The organism is Isoptericola haloaureus (genome assembly GCF_036689775.1).
GTDB classification, from domain to species: Bacteria; Actinomycetota; Actinomycetes; order Actinomycetales; family Cellulomonadaceae; genus Isoptericola; species Isoptericola haloaureus.
In genome coordinates, this window is the sequence record NZ_JBAGLP010000120.1 from 175,780 (window position 1) to 198,297 (window position 22,518).

Genomic DNA, 22,518 nt, shown 5'->3' on the forward strand with positions numbered 1-22,518 from the left:
ACCACGGACGTCACATGCTGCGCGGGGCGCGCCGCCCGTCCCGGTCGGACCCGGGATGCCGCTAGAGTCCTGGTCATCCCGCCGCCGTGACCTTGGAGCACCCACCGATGAGCCCCTTCCTCCCTGCCGTCTCGCGACGTGTCCTGGGCCTCCTGCTGAGCCTCGTCGTCGCGCTGGCAGCGACGGTCGTCGCCGCTCCCGCCGCGACGGCGGCCGACACGACCCCGCCCACGAAGCCCGAGATCACGCTCGAGCGCTGGCAGCGCCCGAAGGAGCCGGACTTCTCGGGCTACTGGCTGTGGAAGCCGCGCGCGACCTGGTCCGCCGCCCAGGACAGCCACGGGGTCACCGGGTACCACGTCCAGCTGCGGTTCCCGGGCGGTCGCTGGCACACACCGGCGCGGGGCAAGTGGCGTTCTCCCGACAAGCGCCACTACCGCGTCCAGCTCGAGCCCGGCCACCAGGCCTGCTTCCGCGTCCGGGCCCGCGACGCCGCCGGGAACGTGAGCCGGTGGTCGAAGCGGCGGTGCACCACCGCGCCGCTGACGCCGCTGATGGACTTCCAGAGCACCGCGCTGGTGCAGGACAACGGTGCGTCGACCCATGAGTACGCCTACCTCAGCACCGAGGTGGGGCCGACCAGGACCGAGGCGAAGTTCACGGACGTCCGCGGTGTCCGCCTCCGGGTGCGCACCGGCCCGAAGGCCGGGCGCGCCACGGTGTACGTCGGACGCCAGCGCCTCGGCACGATCGACGCCCGCGCCTCGACCGGCAAGTGGCGCACGATCAAGATCCGCATCCCCCGTGAGGACGCCCACAGCGGCCGCATCCGCTTCGTGCCACGCACGAAGGCCCCCGTCAAGGTCCGGTTCGTCTGGCCGATCAGCTGAGGGGCCCGCGGCTCAAGCACCCACCAGGGTCACGAGCCGCGAGCGCCCGGCCGGGTCCTTGACGGCCTGCAGCACGACGTCGACGTGCGGCTCCAGCGCGCTGACCTTGTCGAGCGGCGCACCGATGACGAGCTGGAAACCCAGACCCTGCCACGCACCCACCGCGCGCCCCGCGAACCGTGCGTCGGCCTTGATGAACGCCTCGTCGAGGAACACCGGCGCGTACCGCGGACGGTCCGCCCCTGCGTCGCCGAGCTGGTAGCGCAGCGCCGCGCCCACGATGAACGCCACCAGCTCCTGCGACTCACCGCCGGACTTGCCGGCGATGTGGTCGTAGACCGAGACGTGGTTGCCGTCGAGGTCGACGCACTCGGCGCTGATCCGCACGTGCTCGCGCACGTCCACGAGCCGGCGACGCTCCGGCGAGTCGGGCCGGATGCGGTCGACGAGCCGGGCCATGCGCTCGTAGCGCCGCTGCCGCTCGGCCGGGGTCTGCTCCCCCGGGTCCGCGGCGAGCTCGCGCAGCCGGCGACGGAACGAGACGACGTCGCGCGCCTCGGTCACCTGGGCGGTGATGCGCAACCGGTGGTTCTCGTCACGGAAGGGCAGGGTCGCCAGGATCTGGTTGACCGGCTCCATGCGTTCGCGGATCTCGGCGACCGACCGGCTCATCACGTTGCCCAGCAGGGTCAGGTCGTGCCCGGACAGGCGCCCGAGGGTCCGCGACCAGCGTTCGGTCAGCTCGTACAGGCGCTGGTCCTCGATCTCGGCCAGGATGCGGGCGAAGTCGTCGTAGGAGTCGTCCGGGTCCGTGCCGAGGTTGGGGTTCGGCCACGCGTCGCAGAACCGCTCGAAGACACCGCGCAACGCGGTCCGGGCCGCCTCGGCCGCGGCCACGGCGGCCTCCCGGTCACGCACGAGCTCGCGGGCGACGGCGGTGGTCGCCTGGTCCAGCGCGGCCAGGGGCAACCGGTCGGGGTCGCCCGGGGCCACCGCGGCCAGCGCCGACTCCAGCCGACGCGCCTGCGCCTCGGTGCACGCGGCGCCGGTGCGCTCGGCCTCCTCGACGGCGTCGGTCACCTGGTCGACGAGGTCGGTGATGGACGCCCACTGCTCGCCGAGCTCGCGCACGCGGTTCTCGGCGTCGGCGCGCTCGCGGTACAGCTCGGTCAGCCGGGTGCGCAGCTCCTGCTCGTCCTCGCCGAGCGCGCGCACGACGTCGGAGCCGTCGCGCAGCGCGGCGAGGCGCTCCTGCCGCGCGGCGAGCGCCTCCTCGGCACCGGCGACGTCGACCTCCTCCCAGGTCGTCCGCACGACCTGCCCGGCGGCCACGAACTGGTCGGTGTGCGCCGCCTGCCGCAGCCGTGCACCCTCCAGGGACGCCCCGGCCTCCTGCAGCGCCGTGCGCGCGGCCTCGATGTCGGTGGCCAGACGGTCCCGACGCCGGGCGTTGGAGAAGCCCAGCACGGAGCCTCGCGGGCTGCCGCCGTGCGCGCCGCGGGCGCCGTCGGCGATCTGCCCGGTGCGGGTCAGGGCACGGCGGTGGTGGTGCAGCTCGGCGGGGTCGTCGACGCAGACGTGGTCGTAGCGCTGCGCGAGCCGGTCGGCGAGCCAGCCGCCGAACGGCCCGGCCTTGATCTCCAGGCGACCCGGCAGCGTGCGCGGGTCGGCGTCGTCGCCCATGGGCCGATGCGTGGGCACACCCTCGAAGCGCAGCCGGCGGCGCAGCGGCACGGTGTCGATGGCGGCCCGGAAGTCGGCCAGCCGGTCGGCGTCGACGAGCAGCGTCGTGGCGAACCCGCCGAGGGCCAGGCCGATGGCGTCGCGCCACGGTTCGTACTCGCCGCGCACCTCGAGCAGCTCGCCGACAAACGGCAGGTCGTCCGTCCCGAGCCCGGCGGCCTCGGCCAGCGCGACCCGGGCGGCGTGGTCCTCCGCCGGGACGTTGCCCCGGCGGCGGGACAGCGAGGCGGCCTCCTGCTCCAGGCGGGCCAGCCGCTGCTCGGCGTCGGTGACGGCCTGGCGCGCGCCGTACACCGCGTCCTCGAGCTCGGCCGCCCGCTCGGTCCGGTGCTCCACGAGCTCGCGCGCGGCGCGGTGCACGCGGTCCAGGTCCCGCCGCGAGGACACCGACTCCTCGAGCACGGCGAGCGGGGTGTCGAGCCCGGCGCGGGCGGTGCGCACCTGCGCCAGCTCCTCGGTGCGCCGCCGGACCTCGCGCTCGGCGGCCTCGATCGCGTCGCCGCCCGAACGCCGCAGGGCGGCACGGGTCTCCTCGAGGTCGGACTCGGCGGTGGCGATCCGCGCCGCGGCGGCCGTGCGCCGCTCCTCGGCCGCCCGGTGAGCCGTCCGGTTGACCTCCTCCTCGGCGCGGACGAGCGCGAGCCGGCGCCGGTCGCGCCACACCGCGAACGGCGTCGTCCCCGCGGCGGGTCCGCTCCCGGCCACGCCCAGCGTGTCCAGCAGGGCGACCGAGTCCTCGGCGTCGTCGATCCGCTCGCGCAGCTCGACCATGGGCCGCAGCACCTCGACCTGGCGGGTCGCGGTGAGCATCTCGCTGCGGACGGCGCTCAGCTCGTCGAAGTGCTCGACGGCACGGTCGGCGACCTCGAGCGTCTCCGGCTCGGTGAGCACCATCGCCTTGTACAGCGCGTCGACGGTGGTGATCGCCTGACCGGCCTGGATGCGGCCCAGCAGCTGCATCGCCTTGTGGCCGTCCCCGGCCGCGCCGATGCCGAGCGCGGCGTGCAGCCGGGTGGCGAAGGCGATGTCGGTGTCGAACGGGGTGAGCCCGGCCTCGGTGAGCCCGCCCCGGGCGAACCGGCCCGCGGCCAGGGGTTCCAGCGCGCGCAGGTCGAACGCGCCGTCGGCGGTGGCCCGCACGACGACGCACTCCTCGTTGCGGGTCGCGCCACGCGGCACGTACCAGGCCCGCAGGGCCGTGAAGACCTCGCCGGACTGGTCCGTCCAGGACATCGCGATCGCCGTCCAGGTGTCCACGCCGTCGCCGCGCAGCACCTGCTCGCGGCTGGTGGCGCCGTCGGCCCGCGAGTCGTCGAGCTTGCCGCGCGCGTAGGACAGCACGTTGCGCTGCTCGCGCCCCCGCGCCCGACCGGCCGCGGCGCCGTTGGAGGCACCGTTGAACGGCGTGGTGTGGCTCATCATGAGCGCGATGTAGGCGTCCAGCAGCGTGGACTTGCCCGAGCCGGAGGCGCCGGACAGCAGCGTCGCGCGCGCGGAGAACCGCACCTCGTGGTGCCCGTGGTAGCCGCCCCAGTTGACGAGCTGCATCGAGGTGGCCGTCCACTGGCGGCCGTCCGAGGCGGCAGGGATGAGCCCGAACAGCGAGTCGCTCATACGGGCCGTCGACGTCGTGGTCACGCGATCTCCTGCGTCTCGTCGGGACGGTGGTCGGTGGCGTCGCCGGTGCCGCGGCCGGTGCCGGTGCCGCGCAACCACGCGGTGAGCTCGCGCAGCCGGTCCACGGGCAGCAGGATCTCCACCACCGCGCCCACGCGGTACCGCCCCGTGGCGACCTCCTCGAGCACCCGCTCGCGCACCAGCGCGGCGACGGCGTTCTCGATCTCGCGGTGCCGGGCGGCCAGGTTCGTCTCGTCGTGGGCGAGGAACCCGAGGGCGTAGTCGGTCATCTCCTCGGCGTCCACGTAGGCGGCGGGGTGCCCGGCGCCCTGCTCCTGGTGGTACCGGTTGCGCACGTAGAGCATGAGCAGCGTCTCGACCCGCTTGAACGGCTCGTCGCGCAGCAGCACCGGGATCGCGAGCCCGTCGGACCGGACCTGGCGCTTGTAGGCGATCTCGTAGTCGCGGTCCACCACGAGCTCGACGAACAGGTCGTGCAGCCGCGAGGACAGCACCTGCTGGTGGGCCAGGAGCGCCGTCCACTCGGCCGGGTGCTCCGCGGCGGACAGGTAGCGACGCTGCATCACGAGCGCCAGCACGCGACGGGCCTCGAACGGCAGCACGCCGGTGTCGCCGGCGAACAGCGCGGCGTCGTCGTCCTCGATCGCGGCGGTCTCGACGAAGGTGCCCTCGCCGGCGTCAGTCATCGGTCCTCCTGATCGGGGTGCGGGGCAGCACGAAGTCGCGGGTGGTGCCGTCGGCGCGGGTGGCGGTGACCCGCTCCAGCCCGTCGGCGGGCACGTCCCCGGTGCGGGGGGCCTCCGGTGGCGGCGCGGCCGCGGCGTCGTCGGCACCGGGGCGGCCGCCGTCGACGGCCAGGTCCAGGTAGCCGAGCAGCTCCACCGGCCGGCGCAGCGCCGCCGGGCCGTCGGAGAAGACCGCCCCGACGGTACTCGGCGCCGTCAGCCCGGCCAGCCGCGCCGCGAGGTCCTGGTGGCTGGGGCCGCCCATCGCCCGCAGCTCGTCGATCGCCCCGTCCGGGTCGTCGGTGTCCTCGGGCGCCCACGGGTCGAGCTGCTCGGGCGGTGTCTCGGGACGCAGGTCGTGCAGGGTGGTGCGCAGCCGGCCCGGCACGGCACGCTCGAACCAGCGCAGCGGCTCGACCCGGGCCGCCCGGCCGCTGGCCGGGAACCAGTCCGCCATCGCCGCGGTCGCCTCGCGCAGGGCGCTGTCGACCTCGCGGTCGCGCAGCGGGTTGTGGTGGCGGATCTGCGCGGTCACGGTCCGCGAGACGCGGGCCTGCGCGGCGAGCACGACCTCGATGGCCGTGACCAGCTGCGACCGCAGCCCCTGCAGCGCGTTCCGCTGCGCCACCGGCAGGTCCACGGCGAACGGGTGCTCGAGGATCTCGCGCACGCGCTGCTCCAGGGAGTCCAGGAGCTCGGGATCGCCGAGGAGCTCCATCGCCCCGGCGAACGCCCGGCCCTCGGTGGTGCTGTCGAGCAGGTTCTCCGAGGCGTCGAGGTACTCCGCGACCACCACGCCGGTGGACCGGTCGTCCTGACGCAGGCGGGTCACCAGGTCGCGCTGCAGGACGGTCAGCGACTCCGCCACGCGGGCGAAGTCGGCGGGCAGCTCGCGCACGAGGAACAGCAGGTGGTCGTACTGCTCGCCCAGGCGCTCCTCGGCGACGGGCTCCACCTCTCCCCCGGCCTCGAGGCGCGCGAGCTCGCTCTGCGCCTCGTCGATCCGCGCGCGCAGCCGCCGCATGCGGGCCTCGCGGTCCGGGTAGGCGTCCCGGGCGAGGTCGTCGAGCGCGACGAGCAGCGTCCGGATCCGGGACTCGCTGACCAGGCCCCGGCCGCCCTGGGTGCGCGCGACGACGTCGAGGGCCTCGGTGGCGTAGCTGGAGAGCTGGTACCGCTCGGCGCCGCCGTCGTCCAGGGACCGCACGAGCCAGCGCTCGCGCACCCACCGGGTGCACAGCACGCGCGCGGGCTCGTCCGGCACCCGGGGTGCGCCGGACGCCGCCGGCGCACCGCCGTCGTCCCGGGCGGCACGGAAGCCGTCCAGCAGGTCGTCCACCTCGACGTGCAGCTGCTCGGTGGCGACCGTCGGGCGGTCCGGGGTGAACACGCAGCGCAGCACGGCGACCACCAGGGGCGCCTCGGCCTTGTGCAGCAGCCCGAGCGTCGGGGCCGCGAAGGCGCGCTCGACCCCCGCGAGCGCCCCGGCCAGACGCGATCCCGGTGGCGGCGCCACCTCCGGCTCAGCCACGCCTACCTCGTCCGAGCCTGCGGTTCCGCGCCGGCCGCGTACCTCGCTCCGCTCGGCCCCCTGCCTCTGCTGCACCTCCGGCTCAGACGACGACATTCACCAGCTTCGGCGCGCGGACGATCACCTTGCGGATCTCGGCGCCGTCGATCGCCCGCATCACGTTCGGCTCGGCCAGGGCCGCCGCCGTCAGGTCGTCGTCGGAGATGTCCGGCGACACCTCGACGCGCCCGCGCACCTTGCCCTTGACCTGCACGACGCAGGTGACCGTCTCGGCGACCAGGTACTCGTCGCGGGCCTCGGGGAAGGGCTCGCGCGCCAGCGAGGCGGTGTGCCCGAGACGCTCCCACAGCTCTTCGGCGATGTGCGGCGCGATGGGCGCGACCATGAGCACCAGCGGCTCGACGGCGGCACGCGGCACGCGGTCCAGGGCCGTCAGGTGGTTGTTGTAGGTGATGAGCTTGGCGATGGCCGTGTTGGGCCGCATGCCCTCCATCTCGACGCGTACGTCCGCGATGGTGCGGTGCAGCGCCTTGAGGGTGTCCGGCGCGGGCTCGTCGTCGGTGACGACCAGCGACCCGTCGGTCTCGTCGACGACGTTGCGCCACAGCCGCTGCAGGAACCGCTGGGAGCCGACGACGTCCCGCGTGTTCCACGGGCGCGACAGGTCCAGCGGGCCCATCGCCATCTCGTAGACGCGGAAGGTGTCGGCGCCGTACTCGGCGTACATGTCGTCGGGGGTGACGACGTTCTTCAGCGACTTGCCCATCTTGCCGTACTCGCGCTCGACGGCCTGGCCCTGGTAGGTCCAGCCCTCCTGCTCGTCGCCCTCGACCTCGGCCGCGGGCACGTAGGCGCCGCGGTCGTCGGTGAAGGCGTAGGCCTGGATGTAGCCCTGGTTGAACAGCTTGCCGAACGGCTCGCGCGAGCTGACGTGCCCCAGGTCGTGCAGGACCTTGTGCCAGAACCGCGCGTACAGCAGGTGCAGCACGGCGTGCTCGACGCCACCGACGTACAGGTCGACGCCGCCGGCCGGGCCGGAGGTGTCGTTGTGCCGCGGACCCATCCAGTACCGCTCCAGGTCCGGGTCGACCACGGGGCGCTCGCCGTCACCCTGGTCGTCGGTGCCCCAGGTGGGGTCCAGGTACCGCAGGTAGTACCAGCACGACCCGGCCCAGTTGGGCATGGTGTTGGTGTCGCGGCGGTACTGCTGCGGGCCGTCGCCCAGGTCCAGGGTGACGTGCACCCAGTCGTCGTTGCGGCCCAGCGGCGCCTCCGGCTCGGAGTCGCGGTCGTCCGGGTCGAAGGTGCGCGGCGCGTAGTCCGGCACCTCGGGCAGGTCCACGGGCAGGCGGTCACCGGGGATGGCGACGGGGCGGTCCTCGGCGTCCCAGAGGATCGGGAACGGCTCGCCCCAGTACCGCTGGCGGCTGAACAGCCAGTCGTTGAGCCGGTAGGTGGTCGTGCCCCGGCCGGCGCCCTTCTCCTCGAGCCAGGCGATGATCCGCGCCTTGGCCTCGGCCACGCCGAGCCCGTCCAGGGAGATCTCGTCGTTCGACGAGCGCACGGTGACGCCGTCACCGGTCCACGCGCCCTCGTGCCCCTCGGGCAGCCCGCCGGCCGGCTCGACGGTGTGCACGATCGGCAGCTCGAAGGCCTCGGCGAAGGCGTGGTCCCGATCGTCCCCGCCGGGCACGGCCATGATCGCGCCGGTGCCGTAGCCCATCAGCACGTAGTCCGCCGTGAAGACGGGGACGGTCTCGCCGTTGACCGGGTTGACCGCCAGATGACCGGTGAACACGCCGGTCTTCTTGCCGGCGTCGGCCTGCCGCTCGACGGCGGTCTTGGCGGCCGCCTCGCGGCGGTAGGCGGCCACGGCCTCCACCGGGGAGGCGTGCCCGCCGGTCCAGGCCGCGCGGGTGCCGTCGGGCCAGGTCGCCGGGACCTCGTCCAGCAGCGGGTGCTCCGGGGAGACCACCATGAAGGTCGCGCCGAACAGGGTGTCGGGCCGGGTGGTGAAGACCTCGATGGCGGCGCCCGCGCCGGCGGCGTCGGCGTCCGCGTCACCCGCGCCGACGACGTGGAACGTCACGTTGGCGCCCGTCGAGCGGCCGATCCAGTTGCGCTGCATCGCCTTGACCTTGTCGGGCCACTCGATGAGCTCCAGGTCGTCGACCAGGCGGTCCGCGTAGGCGGTGATCCGCATCTTCCACTGGCGCAGGTTCTTGGTGAACACCGGGAAGTTGCCGCGCTCGGAGCGCCCCTCGGCGGTGACCTCCTCGTTGGCCAGCACGGTGCCCAGGCCGGGGCACCAGTTCACCGGGGAGGAGTCGACGTAGGCCAGGCGCTGGGCGTCCAGGACGTCGCGCTGCTCGGGCTCGCTCAGCGTGGACCACACGGCGCCGCCGGTGTTGTCGCCCTCGTGGCCCGGCACGGCCCGGGTGCCGGCGGCCAGCTCCGCGCGCAGCTCGGAGATCCGGCGGGCCCGGCCGCGCTGCGTGCCGCCGTCGACCGGCTCGGCGTCGGCGTCGTACCAGGAGTCGAAGATCTCCAGGAAGATCCACTGCGTCCAGCGCACGTAGTCGTCGTCGATGGTGGCGAAGCTGCGGCGCGGGTCGTGCCCCAGCCCCATCCGGCGCAGCTGGCGGCGGTAGGTGACCATGTTGCGCTCGGTCACCAGGCGGGGGTGCTCGCCGGTCTGCACGGCGTACTGCTCGGCGGGCAGGCCGAAGGCGTCGAAGCCCATGGCGTGCAGCACGTTGTCGCCGCACATCATGCGGAAGCGGCCGACGACGTCGGTGGCGATGAACCCGAGCGGGTGCCCCACGTGCAGCCCCGCCCCCGAGGGGTACGGGAACATGTCCATGATGAAGAAGGGCCGTCCGGCCGGCTCGGCCCCGTCGGGACCGGTGAGCTCGCCGGTGGGGTTCGCGGCGTGGAACGTGCCGCGCTCCTCCCACCGGTCCTGCCAGCGCAGCTCGATCTCCTGCGCGAGGGCCGGGGTGTACCGGTGCTCGGGCTCGTCGGGGCGCTGCGGGGCGGCGGACAGGTCAGTGGTGTCGGCGTTGGGCGTGCTCACCCGGGCGAGTCTACCGGCCGGAACGCTCGGGCCCCGTCCGGTTTCTCACGGTCCGGGCGACGGCGCCGGGCTGCCCGCGGGCCGACGAAGCCCCTCAGAAGGAGGCGACGAGCGGCGACCCGACGGCGAGGAGCAGCCAGGCGATCGCCACGACGTAGCCGATGACGAGGATCACGCCGCGGTAGCCCAGGACGAGGCGTCGCAGCCCGTCCCCGACGCGCAGGTGACCCTCCTGCACGTCGTGCACGACCTGGTACCACAGCAGCGGCCACATGATCGTCCACACGACCATGCAGGCCGGGCAGAGGGCGACGAGCACGTAGAAGCTCGTCCACATCAGGAAGAAGACCAGGAGCTGACCGAGCACCGTCCCGCCGAGCAGCCACAGGTGGTACCACCGCGGCAGCCGCGCCCCGGCGAGCAGCACGACCCCGCTGGTGATCACCACGGGGAAGGCGGCCACACCGATGAACGGGTTGGGGAAGCCGAGCAGCGCCCCCTGCCAGGACTCCATGGCGATGCCGCAGTCGAGGAACAGGTTGATCGAGCAGGACGTGACCCGGTCGGGGTCCTGGAGCTTGAGGATCCTCTCGACGGCCAGCCACATCGCGCCGCCGAAGCCGACGGCGCCGAGCACGACGAGCAGTGTGCCGTAGGTGCGGGCCGCCAGCGGGCGGGGCTGTGCGACGGCCGGTGCGCCGTCGGCGGGTGTCTCGGTCACGGGGTGACGGTATCGCACCCCTCGGCCGCCGGCGCCGGCCGGGTCGTGCGCAGGGACACGAGCACGATCAGCAGACCCACCACCGTCAGGCCCAGCCCGGCCCAGGCCGGGGCGACGTACCCCCAGCCACCGGCGATGACGAGCCCGCCGACGAAGGCGCCGCCGGCGTTGCCCACGTTCAGCGCCGAGTGGCACAGCGCCGCGCCGAGGGACTGGGCCCGCGGGGAGAGGTCCATCAGACGCGTCTGCATCGCGATCCCGAGCACCTGCGAGGTGACCCCGAGGAGGAACAGGCCCAGCACGGCCCCCACCGCGCTGGTCGCGGTCAGGGCGAACAGCACGAGGGACAGGCCGGTGGCGACGTAGCCGCCGAGCAGGGTGCCCAGCACGGACCGGTCGGCGAGCCGGCCGCCGAGCAGCGTGCCGACGGTCATCCCCACGCCCATGACGGCGAGCACCCACGGCACGGCGCTCTCGCTCATGCCGGACACCCGCGTGACCGTGGGCGCGACGTAGGTGTAGACGGCGAACAGCCCGCCGAACCCGATCGCACCGCCGACGAACGCGACCCACAGCGGACCGTTGGCGAGCGTCCCCAGCTCCTGGCGGACGCTGGTCGGCACCGGCCCCTGCTCGGGCACGAAGCGCCACAGCCCGAGCAGCGTGATGCCGCCCAGCACGCCGATCAGCACGAACGCGACGCGCCAGCCGAAGGCCTGCCCGACGGCGGTCGAGAGCGGGACGCCGACCACGTTGGCCACGGTCAGTCCCGTCATCATCATCGCCACGGCGTGACCGCGCCTCCCGGGTCCGGCGACCGCGGCCCCGACGGCGGCCCCGACGCCGAAGAAGGCGCCGTGCGGCAGCCCGGCGAGGAACCGGCCGGCGACCAGCCACTCGATGCTCGGCGCGGCGGCGGAGAGGACGTTCGCCACCGTGTAGGCGCCCATGAGCACCAGCAGGAGCCGACGCCGGGACATCCGGGCGGCGGCCACGGTCAGCAGCGGCGCGCCGACGACGACGCCGACGGCGTAGGCGGTGATCGCGTGGCCGACGACGGGGTCGCTCGCCTGCAGGTCCGCACCGATCTGGGGCAGCAGCCCCATCGTGGCGAACTCGGTGGTGCCGATGGTGAAGCCGCCGAGGGCCAGGGCGAAGAGGGCTTGTCCGGCACCGAGGGCCGGGCGTCCCGTGGTGGGTCGGGGTGGCGCGACGGTCACGTTCACGTCCTCTCGAAACGATTCGACGGCACCACGCAGCTCACGTGGGCACGTCGTCGGGGATGCGCCCCACCCTACGCGCGGACCACCCGCACGCGCGAGGCCGCGAGGTGGCCCAGGTCGACGGCCACCGCACCGGCGGGCCCGGTCCAGGTCAGGGAGAGCGTGCCGGCGTAGTCGCGACGCTCCACGACGGTCACCTCCACGTCGAGCTCGAGACCCAGGTCCGCGAGGTAGCGCAGCGCGTCGGGGTCGGCGTCGGAGATCCGCGCCACGACGCCCCGCTCCCCCTCGGCCAGGTCCTCGAGCGGGACCGCGTCGGGGCGGACCACCCGGCCGTCCGCCGTGGGGATGGGGTCGCCGTGCGGGTCGCGGACGGGGTGCCCCAGCCGGGCGTCGATGCGCTCGACGAGCAGGTCCGAGACCGCGTGCTCGAGCACCTCGGCCTCGTCGTGCACCTCGTCCCAGCCGTAGCCGAGCTCACGCACCAGCCAGGTCTCGAGCAGCCGGTGTCGACGCACCATGGTCAGGGCGTGCCGACGGCCCTCGTCGGTGAGCCAGACCCCGCTGTACGGCTCGTGCCCGAGCAGGCCCTGCGCCGTCAGCCGGCGCACCGTCTCCGACACCGTGGACGGCCCGACGCCCAGGCGGTCGGCGAGCAGGCCGGTGGTGACCCGTTCGTCGCTCCACTCCTGCGCCGACCAGATCGCCTTGAGGTAGTCCTGCGCCACCGGGGTCAGATCGGCCGGCCGGGTGGTGTCGGTGTCGTTCACACCCGAAGCCTACGTGGTGGGTCAGGGCGCGAGCGGCCCCTCGGGGCTCGGCGAGGGGGACGGTTCCTGGGTGCTCCCGCCGTCCGGCGGGTCCTCGAGCTCCAGCGGGGTCGCGACGGGCGACGCCTCCGGGCTCGGGGTGACCGGGGCGGCCTCCGGCGCCGCCGTCGGCTCGAGCTGCCCGACCGCCGGCACGACCTCGGGCACCGGCTCGCGGTCGTGCACCGTGGCCTGACCGGCCGGGTTCACGGAGACGACCTGGACGTCCAGCACCCGGCCGTCCTCGGGGTCGAACCGCAGCAGCGTCATCTCGGCGGTCCCGCGCAACGGGCCGACGGTCGCCTGCCCGGAGGCCGCCCCGGCCGTGCTGGCCGACACGTAGCGGATCCCCTGGCCGACCTGCACGGGCCCGGCCCGCCGATGCGTGTGCCCCGAGACCTGGAAAGGCACGCAGCCGGACTCCAGCGCGGGGTCCCCGACCACGGGGGTGTGCACCAGCAGCAGGTCGACGTCGCCCTCCGCGCAGGCCGTGGCGGCCAGCTCGGCGGCCTGCTCGGCCGGGGTGCGCTCGCGCGCGACGGTCGTGCCCTCGCCGATCCGGGTCTCCAGGACGTCCCGGTCGCCGAGGATGCGCACCCCGGACGCCTCGACGACGGACCCGTCGAGCACCACCTGACCGTGCGCGGCCTCCTGGGCGGAGGTCAGCACCGAGTCGTGGTTGCCGTCGGCGACGATCATGGGCACGTCGTCGGGCACGGCGGCCGCGAAGGAGTCCACGCACGCCTTCTCGACGGCCGTGCCGTTCATCGTCGTGTCCCCGGCGTTGAGCATCACGTCCGTGCCGGACAGCTCCGCGGTCGACCGGATCAGCGGCGACATGCCGGTGTTGCAGTGCAGGTCGGAGACCACGAGCATCGTCACCGCGTCCTCGGGCACCGGAGAGGCCGCCCCGAGGTTGGTCCGCACGGCGTCACGGATCTCCCAGGCGCGCCACGCGTCGTGCAGGTCGTCGTCCGCCGCGGCGTAGAACGCCTCGTTCTCCTCGTACAGCTCCAGGAGCTGGCCCCCGTAGGTGTCGACCACGGACGCCAGGCGCCCGGTGATGCGCGCACCTTCCAGCGCGGTCCCCGCGAACACCTCGGACGCCGGGCGCCCGGCCCGCGGCGGCGTCACGTCGCCGGCGACCAGGGTCGACCCGACGACCCCGACCACGACGGCCCCGGCGGTGAGCTGCCAGGTGCGCGGGGCCAGCGTCGCGGAGAGCTCGTCGCGACGCCGGGGCCCGAGCAGCAGCCGCACGCCCCAGGCCGCGAGCGCCACCACGACGAGGGCCCCCACGGTCCGGCGCGCCGCCGAGGCGACCAGGGCCCAGGTGACGGCGTCGAAGGTGATCTGGGGGCTGTCGTAGAACTGGAGGTAGCGGTCGAGGTCGCCGACCAGCTTGTCCAGCGTCGAGGCGTCGTCGACCGCGGTCAGGTCGGCGGGGATCTCCTGGACGGTGACGTCCACGCCGAGGCCGAGCGGGAGCGGCGAGTCGATCTCGAGGGTGCCCAGCGGACCGAGGTCGGTGACCACGAGGCCGTCGGTGTCGACCTCGTAGACGGCCTCGTGCGGGCCGAGGTTGAGCTCGGCGGACGCGGTCGTCACGCCGTACACGACGCAGGCGACCACGGCCGCGGTGACCACGAGGGTCCAGCGCAGCCAGCGGGGCGGGGTACGGCGTTCGGTCATCGTGTCCCCATCCTGACACCCTGCGGCGACTGTCCCGCACACCGCCGTCCGGGGACGTCAGGAGGTCGCGCGGCGCAGCGTGGTCAGCGCGATCGCGGCGGCGCCGAGCACCGCGACGAACCCGATGACGGAGGTCGTCACCACACCGCTGCCGAACGCCGCGTGCGCAGAGCCGAGCAGCGCGCTCGCCTGGTCGGCGGGCAGGTCGGCGGCGACGTTGGTCGCCCCGCCGAGGGTCTCGGCCGCGCGGGCCGCCTCGGCCGGCGTGACGCCGTCGGGCACCCGGACGGCCGCGTGGTACGACGCCGTGAGGATGCCGCCGAGCACCGCGGTGCCCAGGACCGCCCCGACCTCGTACGCGGTCTCGGAGATGGCCGAGGCCGCACCCGCCTTCGCCGCCGGCACGGTGGAGACGATGAGGTCGTTGGAGATGGTCTCGGCCATCCCGACCCCGAGCGCGAGCACGACGAAGGCGACGGCGATCCACCCGGCCTCGCCCCGCCCGGCCACGAGGGCGGTGACGAGGTAGCCGGTGGCCGACACGCAGAGCCCGGCGGCCACGATGACCGCGGGCCGGACACGACGGACGATCCGCACGACCGACAGCCCCGCGACGACCGTGGTGATCGTGCCCGGCACCAGGACGAGACCGGCCTGCACCGGGGAGAGCCCGATGACGAGCTGCAGGTCCTGGGAGACGAAGAACAGGAAGCCGACGAGCGCGAACACCGACAGCAGGTTGACCAGCACGCTGCCGGTGAAGGCGGCGTGCGTGAACAGCCGGACGTCGAGCATCGGGTCGGGCCGGCCCAGCTGACGACGGACGAACACCGCCCCGATCCCGAGGCCGACGGTGAGCTCGGCGAGCCCGAGCAGGTCACCCTTGGCGAGCGTCTTGATGCCGAGGACCACGGCCAGCATGGCCGCCATGACGAGGACGACGGAGAGCGGATCGACCCGTCCCGGCGCGGGGTCGCGGGACTCCGGGACGAAGATCGGGGCGAGGATTCCGAGCAGCACGAGCACGGGGACGGCCAGAAGGAACACCGACCCCCACCAGAAGTGCTCCAGCAGCACGCCGCCGACGATCGGCCCGACGGCGGAGCCGGCCGCGAAGGCGGAGGCGAAGACGGCGATGGCGAGGCGTCGCTCGGCGCGGTCGGTGAAGACGTTGCGCAGCAGCGACAGGGCCGACGGCATGAGCATGGCCCCGAAGAAGCCGAGGGCGGCGCGGGCGACCACGAGCGCACCGGCGCTGGGCGCGAAGGCCGCGAGGGCGGACACGGCCGCGAAGCCGACGGCGCCGGTCAGCAGCAGGCGACGCCGTCCGACGCGGTCGGCGACCGACCCCATCGGGACCAGGAGCCCGGCGAGCACCAGCGAGTAGGCGTCGACGATCCAGAGGAGCTGGGTGCCGCCGGGTTCCAGCGCCGCGGAGATCTGCGGCAGCGCGAAGCTGAGCACCGTGTTGTCGATGGACACCAGGAGCACCGGCAGCATGAGCACGGCGAGGGCGATCCACCGCCGGACCGGGGACGTCACGGTCGCGCCGGGAGCCGGCGCCGGGGTGGGGTTCGTCGTCGAGGAAGCCGGTGCCGTGAGGATCTGAGCCATGGGGAGGCCTTTCACAGCACACGACGGCCAGGGCGACGCGTCGCGTCGGACTTCTGCACCGTCTAGTCGGTACAGTAACCTCTCCGCCGGTAGGGTGCAACCATGCCTCCCCCACCCGCAGCACGCGCCAAGGTGCTCCAGGCGTTCACCGACCTGCTCGTCACCTCCGGCGAACGGTCGGCCACCCTCGACGCGGTCGCCGACCACGCCGGCGTCTCCAAGGGCGGGCTGCTGTACCACTTCGGCTCCAAGGACGCCCTCGTCGACGGGCTCGTGGAACACCTGACCGCGCTCATCGCCGCCGACGTCGCCGCGATGCGGGCCGCCCCCGAGGGCCCGGTGTACTACCTGCTCCGTACGTCGTCGGACGTCGGCAACGAGTTCGACCGCACCTATCTCGCGGTGGCCGAGCTCGCCCGCGGCGCCTACCCCCGCGCCCGCAGCGCGCTCGACGCCGCCGAGCAGGCGTGGACGGACACCGTGGCCGAGCAGGTGGGCGACGCCGCCCTCGCGCGGACCGTCGTGCTGCTGTCGGACGGCATCTACCACCGCGCCTCGCTGGGCGCGGCTCCCCCGCCCCTGGAGGAGCTGCTCGCCCTGGTGGAGCGTCTGCGGCGACCTGCCGCGTCCTGAGCGGGACCGCCGGCCCGGGCGTGCGCCGTCGGCCGGTCCTGCGCCCTCAGCCGGTCCTGCGCTGGGCGGCCACCGACCGCCGCAAGGCCTCCATGAGGTCGACGACCTCGGCACCCTCGCCCTCCGGCTGCTCGCCGAACGTCTCGGCCGCGTCCATCGTGTCGCCCTTCTCGATCTTCGCGTCGATGAGCTGCCGCAGCTGGGCCTGGTACTCGTCGATGTACTCCTCGGGCGCGAAGTCCGCCTCGTAGGCGGACACCAGCTGGGCGGACATCGCCAGCTCGGAGTCGCTCACCGAGGTCGACCCGTCCAGCGCCGGGAACTCCGCGGCGCGGATCTCGTCGGCCCACAGCAGCGTCTGCAGCGTCAGGACCTCGTCCCGCACCCGCAGCGCCGCCAGCCGGGTGCGCTGGCGCAGCGCGAACTTCACGATGGCGGTGCGGTCGGTCTCCTCCAGGGTGCGCCGCAGCAGCACGTACGCCTTGGGGCTCTTCGAGTCCGGCTCCAGGTAGTACGTCCGGTCGAGGAGGATCGGGTCGACCTGGTCGCTCGGCACGAACTCGACGACCTCGATCTCCCGGTTCGACTCCGCCGGCAGGGCCGCGAAGTCCTCCCGCGTCAGCACCACCACGTGCTCGCCGTCGTCGTAGGCCTTGTCGATGTGCTCGTACGGGACCGTCTCGCCGCACACCTCGCACACGCGCCGGTAGCGGATCCGTCCGCCGTCGGCGTCGTGCACCTGGTGCAGCGACACGTCGTGGTCCTCGGTGGCGCTGTAGATCTTCACCGGGACGTTCACCAGACCGAACGTCACGGCGCCCTTCCAGATCGCCCTCATCACCCCATGGTCACGCGGGCGGTCACGGGACGCGACCGGTCAGCCGAGCAGCCCCAGCACACCGACCACGCCCACCAGCACGCCCAGGAGCAGGGACACCCCCACGAGCACGGCGTGCACCGTGTAGAAGCGGGTCGCGCGGCCGGCGTCGTCGCGGGACCGCGGGTCCTTGGTCACGCGCCGCCAGAACTGCGGCCACACCACGAGGTTCCACACGGCGGCGACGAGCAGGACGACGGACCAGGCGACGGGGATCTCCACGGCGCCGAGTATCGCACTCCCGGCGCGCGGGCGGCGCGCCCGTCGGCACGCCGCCCGCGGCCCCTCGCGGCTCAGCTCCCGAGCGTCGCCAGGACGGCGTCGGCCATGCCGGCCTCGCCGCGGGCGTTCGGGTGGAGCGGCACCACCCCGGACCCGTCGAGCAGGGGCTCGACCCACCGCGTCCCGGCCCCGGAGCACGCGTCGCGCCCCTCGCTGACGACGGAGAGGTCGACGAAGACCGCCCCGGTCTCCCGCGCGGCGCGCTCGATCACGCCGTTGAGCGTGGCCTGCAGGTCGCGCAGGTAGGGCACGTCCCCCTGCGCGAAGGGCAGCTCGGGGTAGCACCCGTCCTGCGGCGGCAGCAGCCACGGGTACCCGACGACCACGACGTCGGCCCGCGGCGCCCGGCGCTGGACGTCGACGAGCGCCTGCCGCACGGCAGGATAGGTCCGCTGCTCGACCCGGTCGACGAAGTAGTCGCCGTAGACGTGCTCGCACGGGCTGCCGTACCCGCGGGTCAGGCCGCCCAGCGACCCGCACGCCAGGATCGCCCCGCTGAAGACGTCGTTGTCGTTCCCGCCGATGGTGACGGTCACCAGGTCCGTCTTCCTCGTGACCGCGTCGAGCTGGGCCGGCACCCGCCGGTACTGGCGGTCGTACAGGTCGGCCGTCTCGGCCCCGCCGCAGGTGACGTCGGTCAGGTCGGCACCGAGCGCGCCGGCGACGAGCTTCGGGTAGTTGCGCGTGGCCCGGAGGCACCGGGGCGGCGCCGACGGGTCGAGGGGCAGGATGCCGGAGCCGGCGGCGTACGAGTCCCCCAGGGCGACGTACTCGTCGGGGGGCGGAGCCGCCGTCGCCGCGGGGGCGGAGACCAGGGTGGCGAGGCCGACGGCCAGTGCCGCGACCCAGGCCGTGGGACCACGACGTGCCCGACGCGATGCGTTCATGGGACAGCTCCTTCGCCGTTCGTGCCGCAGATGCTCGACACCGAGCACCGTGGAGAGTCTCGGACCGACGGACCGCACTCGCACGCCCTGCGCGCTGCGCGTCGCCCCGGGCACCGCCAGGATGGGCTCGTGAGCCCGCAGGCCCAGCGCGTCACGGTGGCGGGCCGCACCCTGTCGCTGACCAACCTCGACAAGGTGCTCTACCCCGCCACCGGCACCACGAAGGGCGAGGTGCTGCAGTACCTCGCCACGGTCGCCGACGTCCTGATCCCGCACGCCGCGCACCGACCCGCCACCCGCAAGCGCTGGCCCGACGGGGTCGAGGGGCAGTCGTTCTTCCAGAAGAACCTCGACGCCTCCACCCCCGACTGGGTGCCGCGGCACACCATCCGCCACCGGCACTCCGTCAACGACTACGTGCTCGTCGACGACCTGGCCACGCTCACCTGGCTCGGTCAGACGGCGACGCTGGAGATCCACGTGCCGCAGTGGCGGTTCGGGCGCACCGGCGACCCGCTGCCGCCGGACCGGATGGTGCTCGACCTCGACCCGGGCCCCGGGGTCGGGCTGCCCGAGTGCGCGCAGGTCGCCCGCTGGGCCCGAGAGATCGTCGCCGGGATGGGTCTCGACCTGCTGCCGGTGACCAGCGGGTCCAAGGGACTGCACCTGTACGCGCCGCTGACGGGCCCGCACGGGACGCTCACCAGCGACGACGTCTCCGCCGTCGCCAAGGAGCTCGCCCAGCACCTCGCCACCGAGCACCCCGACCACGTCGTGGCCGAGATGAAGCGGTCGCTGCGGACCGGCAAGGTGTTCGTCGACTGGTCGCAGAACAACGGCTCCAAGACCACGATCACCCCCTACTCCCTGCGGGGACGCGCGCAGCCGACGGTCGCCGCCCCGCGGACGTGGGACGAGCTCGACGACCCCGACCTCCGCCAGCTCGACCACGCCGAGGTCCTCGAGCGGATCGACCGCGACGGCGACCTGCTCGCCCCGCTGCTGGCCGGCCACCTGGACCGCCTGGAGCCCACGCCGGAACACCTGGCGACCTTCGACCGGCTGGAGACGTACCGCGCCAAGCGCGACCCGGGACGCACCCCCGAGCCGTTCTCCTCGGGCGCCTCCCGCCCCGCCGACGCGGCGCCGCGGTTCGTGATCCAGGAGCACCACGCCCGCCGGCTGCACTGGGACTTCCGGCTGGAGCACGAGGGCGTCCTGGTCAGCTGGGCGCTGCCCAAGGGCGAGCCCGCCGATCCCGACCGGAACCACCTCGCCGTGCAGACCGAGGACCACCCGCTGGCCTACGGCGACTTCGAGGGCACGATCCCGGCCGGGGAGTACGGCGGCGGCGAGGTGACGATCTGGGACGCCGGCACCTACGACCTCGAGAAGTGGCGCGAGGGTGCGGAGGTCATCGTCACGCTGCACAGCGAGCGCCGCGGGTCGCGGCGGCTCGCCCTGATCCGGACCGGCGGGCGCGGCGGAGACGACCAGCGGTCGTGGCTGATCCACCGCACCAAGGCCCAGCCCGGCGAGGCTGCCGTCGCGGGACCCACGTCGGCTCCGACAGATCCCGCCCGGGCGCCCCGCCCCATGCTCGCCACCAGCGCTCCCCCGGCCGAGCTGGCCCGGCTCGACCCGGCCGACTGGGCGTTCGAGGTCAAGTGGGACGGGTTCCGCGCGATCGCGGAGGTCCTGCCGCCCGACGATGCTGCCGGCAGAGCCGGGGTCCGGCTCACGTCCCGCTCGGGTCGCGACCTCACGCCGACGTTCCCCGAGCTGCAGGCGCTGGGCGAGATGGTGCCGGCCGAGGAGCTGCCCCTCGTGCTCGACGGGGAGATCGTCGCCCTGGACGGGGACGCGCGGCCGAGCTTCCGCCGGTTGCAGCAGCGGGCCAACCTCGCCGGACCCCGCGACGTGGAGCGTGCCCGCCGACGGGTCGGCGTCGACCTCGTCCTCTTCGACGTGCTGCGCACCGCCGGCGTCGACCTGACCGACCACCCCTACACGGAGCGGCGTGCCACGCTGGAGCGGCTGGTGTCGCCACGGCCCCCGGTGCACGTGCCGGCGGGGCTGGAGGGCACGGCCGAGGAGGCGATGGCCGAGTCCCGCCGGCTCGGGCTCGAGGGCGTGGTCGCCAAGCGCCGTCGGGCCGGGTACGCGGCGGGCCGCCGCTCGCGCGACTGGCTCAAGATCAAGCACGCCCCCACCCAGGAGGCGGTGGTGATCGGCTGGCGTCCGCTGCGGACCGGGACGCCGACCGAGGACCCTCGCTCGGCGGGAGGGCTGCTGCTCGCGCTGCCGTCGGGCGACGGCTGGAGGTACGTGGGGCGGGTCGGTAGCGGGTTCTCCGACCGGGTGCGGCGCGAGGTCGTCACGCGGCTCGCCCCGCACGAGCAGCCCACGTCGGCGGCCGACGACGTCCCCGCGGCCGACGCCGCCGGCGCCCGGTGGGTGGCCCCCGCCGAGGTCGTCGAGGTCCAGCACGCCGGCTGGACCGGCGACGTCCCCGGCGAGGGCAGCCTGCGGCACGCCGTGTGGCGCGGCTTCCGGCCGGACTCGGCGCCCGACCGGGTGCGCGTGGAGTGAACCTCACACCTCGTGGGCGTACACCACGGTGTTGTCCACATAGTGGCCCCAGTCCGCGTCCCAGGCGCCGCCGCAGGTGATGACCCGCAGCTCCGGGCCGTCGGTGTTGGCGTAGACCGCGCGGGTGGGGAACTCGCGCTTCGGGTACTGCTCGACGCGGTCGACGACGAAGGTCGCGGTCGACCCGTCGCGCCGGTCGACGTGGATCTCCTGGCCCGGCTGCATCTCCGAGAGGCGGTAGAACACCGACGCCCCGTTCGGGCTGTCGACGTGCCCCTCGATGACGGCCGGGCCGTCCTCGCCGGGCCGCGGCGACCCGTCGAACCAGGCCGCACGGTCGATGTCGTCCCCGGCGGGCACCTCGATGGTGCCGTCGTCGTTCAGCCCCAGGTGCAGCAGGTCGGAGTCGACGTCGATGGCCGGGATCCGGACCGTCGCGGGCAGGGCGACGTCCTGGTGCTCCGGCGCCTGCTCCGGCGCCGCCGAGGCCGTCGGCGCCTCGGACGTCGGCGCGCCGGAGGGCGTCGGGGCCGGGGCCGCCGAGGGGGCGGGGAGGGCCCCGCCGGCCGGGCCGCTCGGGCTCGGCGCCGCGGCCGGGACCTCGCCCGGCCCGGTGTCCTGGTCGCCGAGCCCGACGGCGACCGCCGTCCCGCCGCCGAGCACCAGCCCGGCGGCGAGGACGACGGCCACGCGTCGGCGCCGCATCAGGACTCCTGCGTGCCGCGACGGCGGGCGAGCAGCCCGGCGCCGACGCCCGCACCGGCGAGCAGCGCGACGCCACCGGCCGTGATCAGGGCGCCCGGCTCGGCGCCCGCGGTGCTACCGGTACCGGTCTGCACGCCACCGGCGGGCATCTCGTCCATCTGCGCGGCGTCGAGGATGCCGCACAGGGCCGGGTCCGTGGCCTCGGCGGGCAGCGACGGGTCGAGGTCCGACTCGGTGTCGCCGTCGTAGGCACCGCTGCCGTCGTAGTCGACGCCGTGGACGACCAGGGCGACGTCACCGGCGAGGATGTTGTCGGTGAGGTCCTCGGAGACCTCGATCTCGCCGCGCTGGTAGTCGATGCTGCCGCCCTCGGCCGTGTCGAAGCGGTCCACGGCGAGCGCCGAGTCGCCGGACGTGTCGCCGGACGTGGTCAGCGAGAGCTGGACCGACCCGTAGGACGGCACACCCTCGGAGGTGGTGATCGTGCCGGAACCGTCGGCGTCGTCGGCCTCGGTCGGGCACTGGTTGGCCGCGTCCGGGCCGAAGTGCAGGTGGGCGGCGTGGGGGCTGCCGGCGAGCAGTCCCGAGGCCGCGAACTCGACCGTGAGGGTCGTGCCCTCGACCCAGACCATCGCGTCGCCGCTGCCGTCCACCCCGTTGAGCGGCACCGGCGTCAGGTCGCCGGACGCGGTGCCGTCGGCCGCGGCGGCCGGACCGGTGACGGCCAGCAGGCCGGCGAGCGAGAGAGCGGGCGCGGTGAGCGCTGCGCGGGTACGTGCCTTCATGATCGTTCCCTTCGTCCCAAGCCGCGACGTTCGCGGCTCATCGAGGGTTCGGAGCACCGGCGGGAGCGGATGGGTCGGGATCGTGATCCGTCTCG

Annotated in this window: 17 protein-coding genes; 3 read left to right on the forward strand and 14 right to left on the reverse strand. The window is 74.4% G+C overall.

Annotated features, from left to right (window positions below):
• Window positions 1-107 precede the first annotated feature (107 nt).
• Window positions 108-890 (forward strand): fibronectin type III domain-containing protein, encoded by a 783-nt coding sequence (locus tag V5O49_RS16175; RefSeq protein WP_332903122.1) that lies wholly within the window; start codon window positions 108-110, stop codon window positions 888-890.
• A gap of 12 nt (window positions 891-902) precedes the next feature.
• On the opposite strand, the gene V5O49_RS16180 is transcribed toward V5O49_RS16175, so the two are convergent.
• The 9 genes from V5O49_RS16180 to V5O49_RS16220 form a co-directional block, all read right to left on the reverse strand.
• Window positions 903-4,271, reverse strand: a complete 3,369-nt coding sequence (locus V5O49_RS16180; protein WP_332903123.1) for an ATP-binding protein — start codon at window positions 4,269-4,271, stop codon at window positions 903-905.
• Window positions 4,268-4,957 (reverse strand): DUF4194 domain-containing protein, encoded by a 690-nt coding sequence (locus tag V5O49_RS16185; protein WP_332903124.1) that lies wholly within the window; start codon window positions 4,955-4,957, stop codon window positions 4,268-4,270. Before V5O49_RS16185 ends, V5O49_RS16180 begins: the two co-directional genes overlap by 4 nt.
• Complete coding sequence (locus V5O49_RS16190; protein ID WP_332903125.1) at window positions 4,950-6,527, reverse strand: DUF3375 domain-containing protein; 1,578 nt, start codon at window positions 6,525-6,527, stop codon at window positions 4,950-4,952. The genes V5O49_RS16185 and V5O49_RS16190 overlap by 8 nt, the downstream gene beginning before the upstream one ends.
• Window positions 6,528-6,609: 82 nt before the next feature.
• Entirely contained in the window at window positions 6,610-9,603 is a 2,994-nt protein-coding gene (gene leuS / locus V5O49_RS16195; protein ID WP_332903126.1) for a leucine--tRNA ligase, read from the reverse strand.
• Between the two features lie 94 nt (window positions 9,604-9,697).
• Window positions 9,698-10,324, reverse strand: a complete 627-nt coding sequence (locus V5O49_RS16200) for a vitamin K epoxide reductase family protein (RefSeq protein WP_332903127.1) — start codon at window positions 10,322-10,324, stop codon at window positions 9,698-9,700.
• Window positions 10,321-11,544, reverse strand: coding sequence for an MFS transporter (locus tag V5O49_RS16205; protein ID WP_332903128.1), 1,224 nt, complete (start codon window positions 11,542-11,544; stop codon window positions 10,321-10,323). The genes V5O49_RS16200 and V5O49_RS16205 overlap by 4 nt, the downstream gene beginning before the upstream one ends.
• Before the next feature lie 74 nt (window positions 11,545-11,618).
• A complete protein-coding gene (locus tag V5O49_RS16210) occupies window positions 11,619-12,317 on the reverse strand; it encodes a metal-dependent transcriptional regulator (RefSeq protein ID WP_278234841.1) in 699 nt (232 codons plus the stop codon).
• A 21-nt stretch (window positions 12,318-12,338) separates the two neighbouring features.
• Window positions 12,339-14,048 carry a metallophosphoesterase family protein gene (locus tag V5O49_RS16215; protein ID WP_332903129.1) on the reverse strand — a complete coding sequence of 570 codons (1,710 nt, stop codon included), beginning with the start codon at window positions 14,046-14,048 and terminating at the stop codon, window positions 12,339-12,341.
• 57 nt (window positions 14,049-14,105) lie between these two features.
• Window positions 14,106-15,662, reverse strand: coding sequence for an MFS transporter (locus tag V5O49_RS16220; RefSeq protein ID WP_278234843.1), 1,557 nt, complete (start codon window positions 15,660-15,662; stop codon window positions 14,106-14,108).
• Window positions 15,663-15,764: 102 nt separating this feature from the next.
• Here V5O49_RS16220 and V5O49_RS16225 point away from each other — a divergent pair, with 102 nt between their 5' ends.
• Window positions 15,765-16,295, forward strand: a complete 531-nt coding sequence (locus tag V5O49_RS16225; protein WP_332903130.1) for a TetR/AcrR family transcriptional regulator — start codon at window positions 15,765-15,767, stop codon at window positions 16,293-16,295.
• 46 nt (window positions 16,296-16,341) lie between these two features.
• On the opposite strand, the gene ku is transcribed toward V5O49_RS16225, so the two are convergent.
• The 3 genes from ku to V5O49_RS16240 all read right to left on the reverse strand — a co-directional run bounded on the left by ku (window position 16,342) and on the right by V5O49_RS16240 (window position 18,341).
• On the reverse strand, window positions 16,342-17,133 hold the full coding sequence (gene ku, locus V5O49_RS16230; RefSeq protein ID WP_332903131.1) for a non-homologous end joining protein Ku: 792 nt from the start codon (window positions 17,131-17,133) through the stop codon (window positions 16,342-16,344).
• 39 nt (window positions 17,134-17,172) lie between these two features.
• A complete protein-coding gene (locus tag V5O49_RS16235; RefSeq protein WP_332903132.1) occupies window positions 17,173-17,394 on the reverse strand; it encodes an SCO4848 family membrane protein in 222 nt (73 codons plus the stop codon).
• Window positions 17,395-17,465: 71 nt separating this feature from the next.
• On the reverse strand, window positions 17,466-18,341 hold the full coding sequence (locus tag V5O49_RS16240; RefSeq protein ID WP_332903133.1) for an SGNH/GDSL hydrolase family protein: 876 nt from the start codon (window positions 18,339-18,341) through the stop codon (window positions 17,466-17,468).
• Window positions 18,342-18,470: 129 nt separating this feature from the next.
• Here V5O49_RS16240 and V5O49_RS16245 point away from each other — a divergent pair, with 129 nt between their 5' ends.
• The gene (locus tag V5O49_RS16245; RefSeq protein WP_332903134.1) at window positions 18,471-20,933 is read left to right on the forward strand and encodes an ATP-dependent DNA ligase; all 2,463 of its coding nucleotides are present in this window, start codon (window positions 18,471-18,473) and stop codon (window positions 20,931-20,933) included.
• 3 nt (window positions 20,934-20,936) lie between these two features.
• Here V5O49_RS16245 and V5O49_RS16250 read toward each other — a convergent pair whose 3' ends face one another.
• Window positions 20,937-21,638: a class F sortase gene (locus V5O49_RS16250; protein WP_332903135.1), complete on the reverse strand. Its 702-nt coding sequence runs from the start codon at window positions 21,636-21,638 to the stop codon at window positions 20,937-20,939.
• A complete protein-coding gene (locus V5O49_RS16255) occupies window positions 21,638-22,423 on the reverse strand; it encodes a hypothetical protein (RefSeq protein ID WP_332903136.1) in 786 nt (261 codons plus the stop codon). Before V5O49_RS16255 ends, V5O49_RS16250 begins: the two co-directional genes overlap by 1 nt.
• Window positions 22,424-22,518: the final 95 nt, after the last annotated feature.

Bases quoted from the DNA above. Each gene is read 5' to 3' on its own strand.
- V5O49_RS16175 (WP_332903122.1), top strand. From the start codon at position 108: ATGAGCCCCTTCCTCCCTGCCGTCTCGCGACGTGTCCTGGGCCTCCTG.
- V5O49_RS16185 (WP_332903124.1), bottom strand. From the start codon at position 4,957: ATGACTGACGCCGGCGAGGGCACCTTCGTCGAGACCGCCGCGATCGAG.
- V5O49_RS16215 (WP_332903129.1), bottom strand. From the start codon at position 14,048: ATGACCGAACGCCGTACCCCGCCCCGCTGGCTGCGCTGGACCCTCGTG.
- V5O49_RS16220 (WP_278234843.1), bottom strand. From the start codon at position 15,662: ATGGCTCAGATCCTCACGGCACCGGCTTCCTCGACGACGAACCCCACC.
- V5O49_RS16225 (WP_332903130.1), top strand. From the start codon at position 15,765: ATGCCTCCCCCACCCGCAGCACGCGCCAAGGTGCTCCAGGCGTTCACC.
- ku (WP_332903131.1), bottom strand. From the start codon at position 17,133: ATGAGGGCGATCTGGAAGGGCGCCGTGACGTTCGGTCTGGTGAACGTC.
- V5O49_RS16240 (WP_332903133.1), bottom strand. From the start codon at position 18,341: ATGAACGCATCGCGTCGGGCACGTCGTGGTCCCACGGCCTGGGTCGCG.
- V5O49_RS16250 (WP_332903135.1), bottom strand. From the start codon at position 21,638: ATGCGGCGCCGACGCGTGGCCGTCGTCCTCGCCGCCGGGCTGGTGCTC.
- V5O49_RS16255 (WP_332903136.1), bottom strand. From the start codon at position 22,423: ATGAAGGCACGTACCCGCGCAGCGCTCACCGCGCCCGCTCTCTCGCTC.